Origin of the sequence: Microcoleus sp. MON1_C1, assembly GCF_036701945.1 — a bacterium.
Taxonomy (GTDB): domain Bacteria; phylum Cyanobacteriota; class Cyanobacteriia; order Cyanobacteriales; family Microcoleaceae; genus Microcoleus.
Map to the genome: position 1 here is coordinate 14,286 of NZ_JAUBRO010000018.1, position 14,768 is coordinate 29,053.

Below are 14,768 nucleotides of genomic sequence, written 5' to 3' on the forward strand. Positions count from 1 at the left end.
GATAATTTTTTTTATTTAAACTATCATAATATATTAGTTATTCTGTGGATTGGTAACACGGTAAAAATTGATGATGAACTTTGTATTTCCCCCGGCGGTACAGGCTGCGATCGAGGCTGGTAAGTACGCACAAGTGTTTACATCTGCTGGAGTGCCGATCGGCATGGCGAGAGATGCAGCGACGGGAGAGTTCGTAGCCCATGCCGTTGGCGCCGCCCTCAACAACAACCCACTATCGCCCTTAGTGTCTCCCATGCAGTTCGTTATGGGCGGCTTGCAAATGCAGCAAATGCACATGGGCTTTCAAGGCGTCCAAGCCACTTTGGGGGTGCTGCAAGCGACAACAGCCGTCATTGGTGTGGGAACTTTCGCCGGGGTAGCCTTGTCAGCGGTGAATTTGCACCAGACATTGAAACTAAAAAAAGCGGTTGAAAAGCTGGAAGTTAAAGTAGAAAATGGTTTCATCAATTTAGAACAACTTTTGAAAGGTCAAGGCGCAGAAATTAAGCAATTAATTTCGGAAGTGGTTGCAGATATAAAATTTGAGAACCATCGCCTAGTCTTAGTGCGGGCTTACGGGTTATTTAATCAAGCAATTCAACGAATGCGATCGGCTTTGCAAATTCAAGACATTAACCGTCGCAATGCTGAAATTGACGCAGCGCGGGGGATGTTGTTTGAAGCTTTAGCAGACTACAGAAATCCACATTTATTAGAAGAAACTTGTGCGGCGGGACAGTTGCGGCGGTTAGAGTGCAGTTGGGCGATCGAGCAAAGTATTATCGGCACGTATCAGGTGCAAAATGAATTTGGTGCAGCGGGCGATCGGCTTTCTCAGCTTCAACAACAAATCCGTCAAGATGGCTTAAGAATAATTGATGCTTGTGACTCTGATGACGAACTAGATTTTCTGTTTCCTGAAATCACGCGAATTCACAATCACGATTTAGCTACCTTAGACATTTGGCTTAATCAGATTGAATGGACTAAAGCTTTGCCCGAAAGTGAGTTAAAGCAGTTAGAGAGTGCTGATTTTAGTAAATCAGACTTAGCTTTTATGGGGGATAAAAATTCAGCCAAAACAGCTTTAGCGATACCGGATGAACAGTTATTTTATGAAAATTTGAGGCCGAAGTCTCATTTTTATGCGCTTTGCACTCAACTGGAATTAATGCTCGATCCGCAGCAGCGTCAAGAGTACGAAGATTATATCATTGAGCAAGGGGAAATAGCGGGTCATAAAAGTTTAGTATCGTCGAACTTGGAAAAAGCCTCGAATTTGGCTGTTGCTAATCTTTTTTACTATTTCAAAGTCCGAGATAAATCAGAAGAATCGGAATAATCCGACCTAATTTGTAATTTGCTTTAAGTTTAGCCCTGTTTTGATTATCCATCAATTACTATCCAGAACTCAAAGACATTCATTAAGTTGCTTCATATCCCCTTGCGGCTGCACTTGCTTGTGCAAACTAATTTTGTCGCCCACTTCATACCCCGAATTAAAACCCGCCGCGCTGCTGACTTGAGAATCTGTTCTAGTTTTAACTTTAACCCCTCGGCCCTCTAGATAATCCGCGATCGCCTGTTGATTTTTCTCAAACATCGATCGCACTACAATCCCTGGAGTCGCCGCCACATCCCCCGAACCCGGAATCCCCGACTCTTCCATCTCCTGTTTTTGTTCCAACAATCTTTGTCTCAACCTCGTCGCGCATCCAACCCGAAAAGCATTCAGATACGCCAACCCCCTGCCGTTTCCTTTGCGGTAATTTGCTCTTTTTTCAATTGCCGAACTCAAATACTCGTAAAGATGTTTGCAAACAATCAGGTTAGTAGAAGTTCCCACCAAAAACATACTGCCTGTATAAGTATTTCGCATGGCATTGCAACCGTTAGCGTCGGCAATTCCCGAAAGCAGCATCATTTTCCAAGTGACAAATTTCGATGTTGTTTCAACTGAGTTTTCGTCAATCTCTTCTTGGTGATTTGGCCCTAAATCCGCGAGGCTGAGATTGTACTGTGCCAGTAAAAGGGAAGCTTTTTCGGCTGCCGCAGTCGATTCGTTTTCATTGGATGAGGTGGCGAGGGCTAAAAGCTTTTTGATTCTTTCGACAATACTTGTGTCTGCCATTTTTCAATCAATTTTAGGGTGAGAGTAAGCGGTGGCAAGGATTCGGCGATATTCTCATTTTAGTATAGCTGGGAATGTGCGAGGTTTTTTGAGGAGGATTTTTTTGAACCGCAGAGGGCGCAGAGGGCGCAGAGAGAGACAGAAAACAGTAGATTTATTTTTCTTTAAACTCTTGTGGGGTGGGCTTTGAGCAGCGCCCTAAAAGTTAATTTTAAATGCAGAATAACTTAACTATTCAAGGACTTCCAGGACTGATTTGGGCAGCAATTTATCTTTAAACCAGACTACTTTTGCTGGCACGTCATTTACATCCACCCCGGCTTTTTCTAAATTCAGGCGTTCGGAAATAGCTAAAATCAAGTTATCGCATTCAGACTTCTGTACTTGTGCAAATTTCTTTTGCAAATACTCCGGCCGCCAATAGCCAACTATTTCTAATAAAAATACTCGCCCGTCGGGATGCACCAACCGAAAGTCGGGAATCATCACACTACCTGGAATCGGAATTAAATCCACTTCTCGCTCTAGTTGCCACTCGGTTTTTGTGGAATTCCATCTTTCAGCAAATGCCGCTTCTAACATACTATCATAAGGCTTGCCAGGGGGATAGTGGCTAACTAAACCGCAGTCGGAATTTAGGGTGAATTTACCGGTTTTCAAAACGCCACTAAAAGGGTCTTTTGTGTGCAGTGTCGAGTGCATACTCCATTTGGTGACGTGCAGCAGTGCGGGCAGCATTTTCGCGAGGGCTAAGCCGTAGCGGGTGCTCGGTTTGAATAAGCTTGTAGGGCCGTCTATTGTCAATGTAAAACCGTGGTCTGCATCGCCTTCGATGTAAGTCATTAATTGAAATAGTTTCAGATAGCGAAATAAGAGTTTGTATTCTCCTGGATCGTTGCGGTGGGCGGTTAATTGAACTTGACTTGCTCGGTAAAATATGCCTTGAACTTGAGAAAGATTGTATTTGTGAAGCAAGTTTTCGGGTGTTGGTGCATTAAACTCAGTGAGGATTTTGTTTTCGTTTAAATCGGCGTATAAACCTGTAGTGATTTCGCTGGGTAAAACTTCTCTGTTTAACTCTTGGCTGAGTTCACTTGCTACTTTTTCCAGGGTTAATTGGGTGGATTGAGGGCTGGGAGTCGATCGCGCCGACAATGCAAAAACCCGCTGTCTCAACTCTGAGGGTTCTAGGGGACTGATGACTTCTAAGGTGCAGAAACCGCTTTTCAGCAGGTGCGCTAATCCCCGTTTCAGCCGATAATCCGGGCTGTCGCCTTCTAATTCTAGCAAGCGTCCGTCGAGTTCGCCTTGGGTTTTGCCGATCGACTCTTGGAAGCAGTCGATCATTTCCTTAGCTGCTTCTAAGTTTTTAGCATCTATCTTGAGGCGTAGCGGGACGATTGATTCCCCGTTTTGGCGGTGACTTAATAAATCAGTGGGTAACATAAGCAGTGAAAACTTTTACTCAATTTTTTGTTCAACAATCACCATAACTCCCCTAAGTTTTCCCTCTTCTGTCAAGCTTTGGGTAGTCCGAATTCGGCGATCGGAACTGACGAGATTGATTGTTTCAACCGCCCTCAGAATGCCAGTTGCTTTGTCCCATATTTGAAAAATTATCAAATTATCTCCAACTTCTGTCGCTAGTGTCTTGTAGTTGGAAAAAACCGAGTCTGGACTTTCAATTTGCACTTGCCCTTCACCGACAACATGACCCACAAAATTTTGGGTTTCACTCTTGCCATTGGCATAAGTTTGAACGTTAGTTTGCCTCCACTCGTTGTCAACTATTTTCTGGGTTAACACTGCTGTAAAACGCACGGTTTCCTTGCAGTCGGCATCGAGTATTGTCCAGTCTCCCTCCCATACTCCTGTATGTTTGGGGAATACTTTAAAGTTAGTTATTTGTGCAGTTTCGCTCATTTTTAGTAATGTAAATTAGTTGATATTGAGATTATACTCTACTTTGGCAATCTTCAATCTTCCTTATAATCATCATTTTTTTCTCCCCATTTTGCTGGCGATTCGGCTGCTTTTTAGTCGCCTCTCGGTTGACTCCGTAAATCGATTGTAGATTGTAGTTTTTAAATAGACCTAGGACTGATTTAATTATCTAGCCATCTTTTCGCTAAGACTACCCATCCCACAACTAACTTATTTAGGCTTACTACCAGGGAATTTCATCATTGTCTTCTCCCCATTTGGCGGGTGATTCTGCTGCTTTTTTGGTTGTCTCTCGGTTGACTCCGTAAATGGGTGTCGGTTTGACAGTTTCTAATTTCTGATATTCGGGCTTTGGCGGTTCTATTTGTGTTTGTGGTTGGGGTTTGTGAGGCTGCATTCCTCCTCGGCGGCGTTGAGAAGTTCTTTCTTCGCTGGTGTCTTCGGTGACGACTTCGTAGAGAATTGCTAACTTATTTACATCGCTGCTTTTGCGGAGAACTCGACCCAATCGCTGAATGTATTCGCGTTCGCTGCCCGTACCTGACAATATGATAGCAATTCTGGCGTCGGGAACGTCCACTCCTTCGTTGAGAACGTGGGAGGCGACGAGGGTTTTGTATTCGCCGCTGCGAAAGCGATCGAGGATTTCGTGGCGTTCTTTGACTGGGGTTTGGTGGGTAATTGTAGGGATGAGAAATTCTTGGGAAATTCGGTAAACTGTGGCGTTGTCTCCGGTAAAAATTAGGGTGCGCTGGGGAGAGTGTTCTGCTAGTATTTGGGCTAAAATTCGCAGTTTTCCTTCGGTACAAAGGGCGATTTCTTTGGCTTGGCGGTGGGCTAGCATGGCGCGCCGTCCCAGGGGCGATCGCGCGCTTGCCATGATAAACTGTTTCCAACCTTCGAGGCTTGATATTCTGATATTAGACTGTTTTAAGAAGTCGTTGCGAATGTTGATTAATTCGGCGTAGCGGTCGGTTTCTTCTGTGGACAGTTTTACCATAATTTGAACTATTTTATGGTCCGCTAAAGCATCGCCTGCCAAATCTTCGGGTCTTTTGCTAAATACTGTCGGGCCGATGAGGAAATGCAAATCGCTGTGGCGGCCATCTGTGCGATCGGGTGTAGCTGTCAGTCCGAGTTTAAAAGGCGCGATCGCATATTCGGAAATTACTCGATAAAAGTCCGTTGGCAAATGGTGGCATTCGTCAAAAACCAGCAAGCCGTATTTATTGCCCAAAGTTTCTGCATGAATACTTGCGCTGTCGTAGGTTGCGACTAAAATTGGCGTTTTGTCCCGCGAACCTCCGCCCAACAATCCGATTTCGATGTCGGGAAAAGCTGCTTTTAAATTAGCGTACCACTGGTGCATTAAATCGAGAGTTGGTACTACAATTAATGTACTGCGACCAGTGACTTGCATGGCTAATTGCGCCAGATAAGTTTTGCCGGAAGCGGTAGGGAGGACGACTACTCCTTGGCTTCCTGCTTCTTGCCAAGCTGCGAGGGCTTGTTCTTGATGTGGGTAAGGCTGCATTTCCACGCTGGGTACGAGTTCGAGTAGTTCGTATCCCCTAGCTTCGTCCGTGAAGTGAATGCACTCGGCTTGCAGGCATTCTACCAGCGGGCGGTAGTGAATGGCTCGAATGCGGTATTTTTCCACGCGATCGTCCCAAGTGGCAAAGTCCACCCAGTCTCTGCCTTTGGGCGGCGGGTGTAGCAGTAGCGTTCCGCGATCGAATGTTAAGGTAGGTATCCGTGGCATTGGTTTAGATAGGGGGCGAGTTATGCCTGTTAAATTATAAGTGACCGCTCAAATATATTGACATCAGACTCTCTCTAAGTTAGTTTTTTTTAAAAGCAAATCTCTAGAACCACCATCTACTTTATACCGTTTAGGGCTGTTTGTTGAGATTTTGACCTTTTTTTTGAGCCGATAAGTTGGCAAAACTGTCAAAAGTTTATTTGCACCTACCTACTTAGTTGAAAGTCGGGCGAAGATATTTGAATATTTAAGATATTATGGTTGCTGAGCTGGTAACTCTATACGGGTGCTTTGCAGAAAAAATTAGTTCTCTTACCAAGCCCCAAAAACTGCAGAGCATTAATTATAATTTGGACTCATTTAAGGAAAAAGTAAGTCACCAAACAAATATTAAAAAAAGAGAGTATAAAAGGTAAAGGTAGAGCTTCCCGAAGGGAATTATTTAACCATTTTAAGTAGCTTTCCTTACGAGAATTTTGACGGAATCTATATCAAGGGCGACCACGGATATCAAATAAAGTAGGAACAAGCTAAAAAGACGATCGACTTGATGGAAAACGATCAATTTGGGAAATTGCGATCGCACTGGCGGAAAATCCAACAAAAATTATCCTAGCCCAGCCGGATTGCCAAATCTAAAATCTACCAGAGTATTGTCCCGCTGGGGATGGTTTTTAGGTTAGATTCGATCTATATATGCCTGAGATTAGAGGTTATAGATGGAAATAGGCGTCCCCAAGGAAATCAAGGATTTAGAGTTTCGGGTCGGGCTCAGTCCCACAAGTGTCCGGGCTTGTTCGGACAAAGGCCACACAGTTTTTGTGGAAACGAATGCTGGTGCTGGGGCCGGTTTCGCGGACGAGGACTACGTTGAAGCAGGCGCTAAGATTGTTTTAAAGGCTTCAGATGTCTGGAATCGCGAACTAATTGTTAAAGTTAAAGAACCGCTGCCTGCTGAGTATCCGCTGATGCAAAAAGAGCAGTTGCTGTTTACATATTTGCACTTGGCGGCCGATCGCACATTAACTGAGCATTTAATCAATAGCGGAGTCCAGGCCATCGCCTACGAAACCGTCGAACTCCCTGACAGAAAATTGCCGCTGCTGACGCCGATGAGTATTATTGCAGGGCGTTTAGCCGTGCAGTTCGGAGCTCGGTTTCTGGAACGACAGCAAGGTGGCCGGGGCGTACTTTTGGGCGGCGTACCGGGGGTAAGACCGGGTAAAGTTGTGATTTTGGGCGGCGGAATCGTTGGCACAGAAGCAGCCCGAATTGCTGTAGGAATGGGCGCGAGAGTGCAGATTTTAGACGTAAATGTCGATCGCCTAGCCTATTTAGAAACTCTGTTCGGTTCCAGAGTAGAATACCTCTACAGCAGTCCTTTGCAAATTGAAGCAGTTATCCCCGATGCTGATTTGTTAATCGGTGCGGTTTTGGTCTTAGGTAAAAAAGCTCCAATTCTGGTTTCTCGCGAATTTGTTGCGAAGATGCACCCCGGTTCTGTGATTGTTGACGTAGCCGTTGACCAAGGCGGCTGCGTGGAAACTTTGCGGGTAACTTCTCACACAAATCCTACTTATGTTGAGGAAGGAGTCGTGCATTACGGCGTGCCGAATATGCCCGGGGCAGTGCCTTGGACCGCGACTCAAGCTTTGAATAACAGCACTTTGCCTTATGTTTTGCAGTTGGCAAATAGCGGGATTAAAGCTTTGGAAATGAATCCGAGTTTGGCGAAGGGATTGAACGTGCAGAATCACCGATTGGTGCATCCGGCCGTGCGCGAGGTTTTCGCAGATTTGGCCGATTAGATTCCCCTTTTTTCAGCAAATCCCGTAGGGTGCGTCAGATCAAAGCTTGTGGATTATTAATAACGGGACGCGATCTGACGCACCCTACTCAACTACACAGCGTTTTGCAATGTTTAGCTAACAGTAAATTCTCCAAACTAAAGGATTTCTCAACCCGAACAGTAATTTGTGCAAAATATTACTTGCAGCCCAGAAAAAAATAAATTCCCCAAAACACTTGACAGATTCGCGAACTTATGGCAAAGTAGTAATTCGTGACCGATGCGGAACTGGCGGAATTGGTAGACGCGCATGATTCAGGTTCATGTGGTGCAAGCCTTCCGGGTTCAAGTCCCGGGTTCCGCATTCCAAAGGCAGAAGGAAGTTTGGGGTTAACCCGGTAAAGGCAATAACCCCATTCGCTCTGCTGAATTAAACAATGCTGACAAGTATTCAAAACCCCCTAGTTAAAGAAATTCGCAAGCTGCACAGCTCGAAGGGACGCAGGGAACAACAATTATTTTTACTCGAAGGGACGCACTTGCTCGAAGAAGCTTGCGCTGCCAAATACCCGCTAGCAACTGTTTGCTGCACTCCCGAATGGCTGGATCAGCACGGGGAACTTTGGGAGCAAGTTGGTAATTTAGCCGATCGCACAGAATTAGTAAGTGCAAAAGTGTTAGAGTCGATCGCCACTACAGTCCAACCCGACGGCATTGTCGCCACCGCACCCCGCACTGCAACAGAGCCTGCAGAATTGTCAACTTTAGGAATAGCCCTAGAAACAATCCAAGATCCGGGGAACTTGGGGGCGATCGTCCGCACGGCTGCGGCTGCTAATGCCGACGGTTTGCTGCTGAGCGCAGACAGCGCCGATTTAGACCATCCCAAAGTGCTGCGCGCCTCTGCTGGAGCTTGGTTTAAGCTGCCAATGGCAGTCAGTCCAGATTTAACCGCCGAAGTCTCCGCCTATAAAAATCGAGGAATGCAAATTTTAGCAACCGTCGCCGGGGCTAGTTTAAGTTATTGGGAAGTAGATTTGCGAGTGCCGACTCTGATAGTTTTGGGGAACGAAGGCTCTGGTTTGTCGGAAGAATTGAGGAGTTTGGCCGATCGACAAATCCAAATTCCCCTGAGTCGTGGCGTAGAATCTTTAAATGTGTCGATCGCCGCAGCCCTCATGTTGTACGAAGCTCAACGGCAAAGAACTGATTAGACTTATTGCATAAATTTTTGATTGATAGGGAAACCGCAGATAAACGCAGATGCAACGCAGATTCATTTCCAGATAGGAGAGCGAATGCCTGCAATTCAAATCTCTTATTTAATTGTTAATTAATCCTTATCTGTAGGGCGGGTTCATCAATATGTGTAACTTCAGATTTATACCCTTGGACAGACGGGTGGCCTGAAATCGGGTTTTTTAACCAAAATACCTCCTTACAGCCCGCAGATTCGCTAAAAAGCCCGGTTTCTTGGGTTCGAGTGCGATCGCCAAATGAAGCTGCCGGGCATTTAAATTGTATTTTTCACTTCGCTCTGCCCCAGCGTTTCCTTCCCCTCTCCCCATCTACCCCTCTGAGATGTGGCGGATGTTGTTTATATTGATGCAAACTGTAAAGCCAGGAAAGGGGGTACTCTCGTATCAACAGTCCTGGCTGGTATGAAATAAATATGAAGAAGTGTAGCCAAGTGTTCTCACAAATGTTAAGATTCTTAACATAACGTAGTATTGTGCACGCCCCAACCAAAACCTAACCTGAGATGGTGCTGACTGGGAGTAGTAGCTCGCTACCATAAAATTAAGCCTCTTTAAATGGAAGGAAAGCGCAAGTCCCCGCCCGCTTTCCTTCCCAGCTAAAGCTAGGGGTTTGCGACTACCGCAAACCTTTAGAGGCACAGATCCTCAGCGGGAAAAGCTCATGAAAACTCTTAAGTCCTCAGATACAGATTCTGTTCGCGCTTACTTGCGGGAAATCGGCCGCGTTCCCTTGTTGACCCATGAGCAAGAAATACTCTTCGGGAAACAGGTACAGCGCTCAACCGCACTGCATCAGGAGAAAGATATTTTAGCCGAAGAGTTAGGCCGCGACCCGACGGCGGCTGAATGGGCACAGGCAGTTGGGCTGTCTGAGGCACAGTTGCAGCGGACGATCGAGCAGGGGGAAAGGGCAAAGCGCCAAATGGTGGAAGCGAATCTCCGCCTGGTAGTGTCTGTTGCCAAGAAATATATCAAGCGCAACGTAGATTTACTGGATCTAATTCAGGAAGGCACGATCGGGATGCAGCGGGGAGTAGAAAAATTTGACCCCACTAAGGGCTACAGATTTTCTACTTATGCTTATTGGTGGATTCGTCAGGCAATTACCCGGGCGATCGCCGAAAAAGGTCGCACCATCCGCTTACCGATCCACATCACCGAAAAGCTCAACAAAATTAAAAAGGCTCAGCGCCAACTTGCTCAACAGCTCGGTCGCGCGGCCACGGCTGCTGAATTGGCATCAGAGCTAGAATTGACTCCCAAACAGATTCGCGAATATCTCGATCGCGCGCGCCTGCCACTTTCCCTGGACTTGCGCGTGGGAGACAATCAAGATACAGAGTTGGGCGATTTGTTGGAAGATACGGGTACTACGCCAGAAGATTTTGCCCTGCAATCTTCCCTGCGGACTGACTTAGACCACCTGATGGCGGAACTGACTCAGCAACAGCGAGAAGTGCTCGCCTTGCGGTTCGGTTTAGAAGACGGACAAACCCTAACTTTGGCAAAAATAGGCGATCGTCTCAACATCAGTCGGGAACGAGTGCGGCAAATAGAACGGGAAGCTTTGACCAAACTCCGCAAGCGAAAGCAAGATATCAACGATTATCTAGCCAGCTAGGTAGATTGGGGATTGGCGATCGGGTCCCCCCCACTTGCAATCCCCAATCTAAAATCGTAAAAACCGCCGCTTTTAATTCGGTTGTGCCCACTTGGTTGCTATGACTGTCCTGCTACATTAGTAATTACTTAGTAATAAACATCAGCAGCGATCAGATAAGGGTTATTTAATTTAACCGCCCGCGTCTAACATAACAAGCTGTGTCTGAAACGGAGGTACTCGTGAGCAACTCATCTAATAAATCCCCAGAATTCTTTGAAGAAGACGGAGAAAATACCAACTTATTATGGCAATACGTGCAGTCAATGGCTCCGGACACAGTTTCTCAGTTGTCTAAGCCGACTTCTCACGAAGTGTTTCAAGTAATGGAGCGAAATATTGTTGGACTTTTGGGGAATTTGCCTTCGGAACACTTCGGGGTGACAGTGACTACCAGTCGCGAACATTTGGGTAGATTGCTCGCCTCGGCTATGATTAGCGGTTATTTTCTGAAAAATGCCGAACAGCGAATGACTTTTGAAAAGTCCCTACAAGCCAGTGAGAGACACGGCTCGGACGATTAGTAGATTTTGAACATTTAAGTGATCCAAGTGTCAAGCCCCCCCTCGCAAGATGGGGGCTTAATATTTTAGATTTTAGATTTTAGATTTTAGATTTTAGATTAAATAATTGAATAATTATTGATATTATTCTTAAATTCCCAATACCCAATTCCCAATTAATATGTCTCTTCCTCCTTTGGCCCACAAAGTTATCGGCGTTGCTGCAATCTGGAACGATCGCCAACAAATTTTGATTGACAAGCGCCGACAACATGGACTGCACGGGGGTTTCTGGGAGTTTCCGGGCGGAAAAATAGAGCCTGGGGAAACAATCGAAGCTTGCATAAAACGGGAAATTATGGAGGAGTTGGGGATTGTCGTAGAAGTTGGCGATCGCTTGATTACAATTGACCACGACTACACTAAATTTACAGTTAGACTATACGTGCACCACTGCCGCCACGTCAGCGGTGAACCGCAAACGATTGAATGCGATGAAATTCGCTGGGTGACACTGGACGAAATTGACCAATTTACTTTTCCCAAGGCAAACGCACAGATTATTACTGCACTGCGGAAAAGTTGAGCTGTAATATAAAATTCGGTTGCTACTGAACAACTGACAAATGACAGCTAACTTTTATTTTTGGACGGGCAGAGTAAAGTGAAAACAACTGCCTCTATCGGGTACAGAATCTACCCAAATTTGACCGTAGTGGGCGCGGATGATGCCTTGACACAGAGACAGTCCAATGCCGTAACCGTCTGTTGATTTATCTCGCTGCAAGCGAAAGCTGTCTTCAAAAATGCTCGCGCAATCTTCTTCAGGAATTCCCGGGCCGCTGTTGCAAATGCTGACTTGAACTTTGTAAGCGGTGCGGTGGAGAATTGAAAGATTAACAGTTCCTCGGTCTGGGGTGTACTTGCTGGCGTTGTCAAGCAGGTTGACCATGACTTGTTTGATGCGATCGGGATCGGCATAAACCAAGGGCAAATCTGCGGGAATGTCTGTTTCTAAGTTTAGACTTTTCGCCTGAAATTTGTCTTGAAACTGCAAGATTACATCTTGACAAATCTCCCCCAGTTCGATTCTTTTTGGTTCAATGTGGAGTTGAGCGTTTGTACCCCGGGCTGCTTGCAGGATATCTGTAATCATACGATCGACAATTTGGATTTGGCGGCGGGCTTGTTTCATCAAATGAGCCGCCAGACTCGGTGTCAAACGCGACTTTTCCCCCTCTTTCACCTTCTGACTTGACTCCAAAGTCTCCAAAGCCAAAGATGCTGCCGTCAAGGGATTACGCAAGTCGTGAGCTAGCATCGCAATAATCCGGTCTTTCAACTGCAACTGCTCTTGCAGGTGTTCTTTTTCCTGTTTGAGGCGAAAAACTTCATCAGAAAGCTGCACAAGTTCGGCGGCGCAAGCAACGGAATAGATGGGCTTTGGGTTAGTCAGGCTTTCAGCAAGTGCTGGGGCTGACTGCTGCTGAGCTGCGTATTCTTCTACAGAACGCTTCCAGCGGGGCCACCAGTGTTCGAGTTGGGCGATCAAATTGCTGCCGGCGAGAGTTTGTCGCGGCTCGGGATGAATTTTGAGCAGCGAGGGAGTGGCTACAAGTTTAAAGTGTTCGGCTAAATCGGGCTGTTCTCCTACGTCGATGATTTGAAGCTCAAAGTCGCACTCTGCCTTCAAATCCTTTAGGGACTTGCGGATGTGTCTGGTCTGTTCCCGGGAAGAGGAACGCTTGTCTACAAACAGCAAAAGCTGTAAAAGCGGTGCGGAATTGACCTGCTGTTCGGGAGAACAGTCAGTGCCACTGGTGCCGGGTGTTGGATGGACGCTGTTGAGCTTTTCGATCGGGTGAAAATAATTGAGCATTGCCGAGCCGAGTTATTTCACTTCTACTTTAATTTAATACTTACTTTAGATTTATGCTATTGTCCGATAATTTCATTACAAGCGGGCAGATGATATTTTTGAGATGGAAGAAAAATGAGTCGCTGCGGGTGGTGGTTCAAGTAGCGGCCGCCTTTTTTGTGCTGTGCCTGTTGCTGACGCTGCACCGCTACTACAGCTTTTACGCTACTTACGACCAAGGCATTTTCAATCAACTTTTTTGGAACGGCACTCGGGGTCACTTGTTTGAGAGTTCCCTCTCTTCGGCTTTGTCCACTAATGTGGTTCACCAAAACCAGCTCCCGGAAGTATCTTACTATCGGTTGGGGCAGCATTTCACCCCGGCGCTAATGCTGTGGTTGCCAATTTACTCGCTGTTTCCCTCGCCCGTCACTTTGACTGTGTTGCAGGTGACTTTAATTACGGCGGCGGGAGGAGTGCTCTATGCTCTCGCCAGACACTATCTGGAACCGAGGCTGTCGGCGACAATTGTTGTGAGCTATTACTGCGCTAACGCGGTTATCGGCCCGACTTTGGGCAATTTTCACGATATTTGTCAAATGCCGCTGTATGTCTTTAGCTTGCTGCTGGCGATGGAGAAGCGCTGGTGGCCGCTGTTTGGGATTCTGGCAACTTTAATTTTGGCCGTGCGAGAAGATGGGGGAGTTGTTTTATTTGGCGTCGGAGTTTACCTGATTTTGAGCCGGCGCTACCCGAGGACTGGTTTAGCCGTCTGCATACTCAGTTTTGGTTATATGATCGTCCTGACCAATCTGATTATGCCTTTGTTTTCTGCTGATATATCCCAGCGGTTTATGATGGAGCGCTTCGGTCAATATGCCGATGGAGATGAAGCTTCTACTCTAGAAATTATTTGGGGAATGGTGAGCAATCCCGGGCGGTTGCTGGCTCAATTATTTACGCCGTTTTTTGGTAAGATTAGATACCTCCTTGGCCAGTGGTTGCCATTAGCTTTGGTTCCAGCTTTCGCGCCTGCGTCTTGGATGATTGCTGGATTTCCGCTGCTGAAGCTATTTTTAGCGAAAGGAGAGTCAGTGCTGGCGATTAATATTCGCTATGCGATGACTGTGGTTCCAGGGCTTTTTTATGGGGCGATTCTGTGGTGGGCCCAGCGTCAAAAGGAAGAAGATAGAATGGTGAAAGAGGAAAGAATGTTTTTGCGTTTTCCTTCTGCTTTATTTCCTCTGCCTTCATCTTCAAAGTTTCGCCGCTTTTGGGCGTTTTGTATCTGCTTGTCGCTATTTTTTACCTTCACCTCTAACCCAAATCGGACTTTTTCTTTGATTTTGCCCGATGCGATCGATCCTTGGGTGCAGGTTCCTCTCGTCAGACAATGGCAGCACGTTTTGCAAGTGCGGCCGCTGTTGGCTCAAATTCCTGCTGATGCTAGCGTGGCAGCAACGAATACTATTGTGCCGATTTTGTCAAGTCGCCGGGAAATTCTCAGGTTTCCGATGTTTGAACTCCGCAATGATGCGGGGAAGGCAGTGAAGATGGAATATGTAATTGCCGATCTCTGGCAGTTGCAGCAGTATCAGGCTGCGTTTCGCGCGGAACGGGGACAGTTGCGGGAGATCGTACCGGCGATCGATCGAATGTCCAAATCGGGAGATTACGGAATTGTTGGCTTTGAAGACGGCGCGATTTTGATGCGTCAGGGTGCTGTTTCTAATTCTGCATCGGTTGCTGCTTGGACCAGTTTTCGCCGCGAATTGGAGCCGATTTTGAAGAAACGGTAAGCGGGTAGACGATCTCGCCATTGCTTGCTTCAGTGGCTCAAATCTTGAGGAAACCTGTTTTTT

Annotated in this window: 12 protein-coding genes and 1 tRNA gene; 8 read left to right on the forward strand and 5 right to left on the reverse strand. The window is 46.4% G+C overall.

Translation table 11 applies throughout. The features are described 5' to 3' along the window. Nucleotides 1-70 precede the first annotated feature (70 nt). On the forward strand, nt 71-1,342 hold the full coding sequence (locus QUA62_RS12315) for a hypothetical protein (RefSeq protein WP_333404304.1): 1,272 nt from the start codon (nt 71-73) through the stop codon (nt 1,340-1,342). 69 nt (nt 1,343-1,411) lie between these two features. On the opposite strand, the gene QUA62_RS12320 is transcribed toward QUA62_RS12315, so the two are convergent. The 4 genes from QUA62_RS12320 to QUA62_RS12335 all read right to left on the reverse strand — a co-directional run bounded on the left by QUA62_RS12320 (nt 1,412) and on the right by QUA62_RS12335 (nt 5,837). Beyond that, nucleotides 1,412-2,131: a DUF2786 domain-containing protein gene (locus QUA62_RS12320; RefSeq protein WP_333404306.1), complete on the reverse strand. Its 720-nt coding sequence runs from the start codon at nt 2,129-2,131 to the stop codon at nt 1,412-1,414. Between the two features lie 231 nt (nt 2,132-2,362). Then, entirely contained in the window at nt 2,363-3,577 is a 1,215-nt protein-coding gene (locus tag QUA62_RS12325; protein ID WP_333404308.1) for a DUF790 family protein, read from the reverse strand. Between the two features lie 15 nt (nt 3,578-3,592). Beyond that, nucleotides 3,593-4,054: a DUF3598 family protein gene (locus QUA62_RS12330; protein WP_333287922.1), complete on the reverse strand. Its 462-nt coding sequence runs from the start codon at nt 4,052-4,054 to the stop codon at nt 3,593-3,595. 244 nt (nt 4,055-4,298) lie between these two features. Beyond that, nucleotides 4,299-5,837 carry a DEAD/DEAH box helicase family protein gene (locus QUA62_RS12335; protein WP_333404310.1) on the reverse strand — a complete coding sequence of 513 codons (1,539 nt, stop codon included), beginning with the start codon at nt 5,835-5,837 and terminating at the stop codon, nt 4,299-4,301. Between the two features lie 719 nt (nt 5,838-6,556). Between QUA62_RS12335 and ald the strand changes: the two genes are divergently transcribed. From ald to mutT, 6 genes are all read left to right on the forward strand, one after another. Next, complete coding sequence (gene ald / locus QUA62_RS12340; RefSeq protein ID WP_333404312.1) at nt 6,557-7,645, forward strand: alanine dehydrogenase; 1,089 nt, start codon at nt 6,557-6,559, stop codon at nt 7,643-7,645. A gap of 263 nt (nt 7,646-7,908) precedes the next feature. Beyond that, nucleotides 7,909-7,990: transfer RNA gene (locus QUA62_RS12345), tRNA-Leu, on the forward strand. A 73-nt stretch (nt 7,991-8,063) separates the two neighbouring features. Continuing rightward, nucleotides 8,064-8,840 carry a TrmH family RNA methyltransferase gene (locus QUA62_RS12350; RefSeq protein WP_190733185.1) on the forward strand — a complete coding sequence of 259 codons (777 nt, stop codon included), beginning with the start codon at nt 8,064-8,066 and terminating at the stop codon, nt 8,838-8,840. A gap of 706 nt (nt 8,841-9,546) precedes the next feature. After that, nucleotides 9,547-10,506 carry an RNA polymerase sigma factor, RpoD/SigA family gene (locus QUA62_RS12355; RefSeq protein WP_333287912.1) on the forward strand — a complete coding sequence of 320 codons (960 nt, stop codon included), beginning with the start codon at nt 9,547-9,549 and terminating at the stop codon, nt 10,504-10,506. A gap of 221 nt (nt 10,507-10,727) precedes the next feature. Beyond that, nucleotides 10,728-11,069 carry a DUF760 domain-containing protein gene (locus tag QUA62_RS12360; RefSeq protein WP_190733183.1) on the forward strand — a complete coding sequence of 114 codons (342 nt, stop codon included), beginning with the start codon at nt 10,728-10,730 and terminating at the stop codon, nt 11,067-11,069. 160 nt (nt 11,070-11,229) lie between these two features. Beyond that, entirely contained in the window at nt 11,230-11,634 is a 405-nt protein-coding gene (mutT, locus tag QUA62_RS12365) for an 8-oxo-dGTP diphosphatase MutT (RefSeq protein ID WP_190733181.1), read from the forward strand. 54 nt (nt 11,635-11,688) lie between these two features. On the opposite strand, the gene QUA62_RS12370 is transcribed toward mutT, so the two are convergent. Next, the gene (locus QUA62_RS12370) at nt 11,689-12,927 is read right to left on the reverse strand and encodes a histidine kinase (protein WP_333404315.1); all 1,239 of its coding nucleotides are present in this window, start codon (nt 12,925-12,927) and stop codon (nt 11,689-11,691) included. A gap of 53 nt (nt 12,928-12,980) precedes the next feature. Between QUA62_RS12370 and QUA62_RS12375 the strand changes: the two genes are divergently transcribed. Then, the gene (locus QUA62_RS12375; protein ID WP_333404317.1) at nt 12,981-14,705 is read left to right on the forward strand and encodes a DUF2079 domain-containing protein; all 1,725 of its coding nucleotides are present in this window, start codon (nt 12,981-12,983) and stop codon (nt 14,703-14,705) included. Nucleotides 14,706-14,768 lie beyond the last annotated feature (63 nt).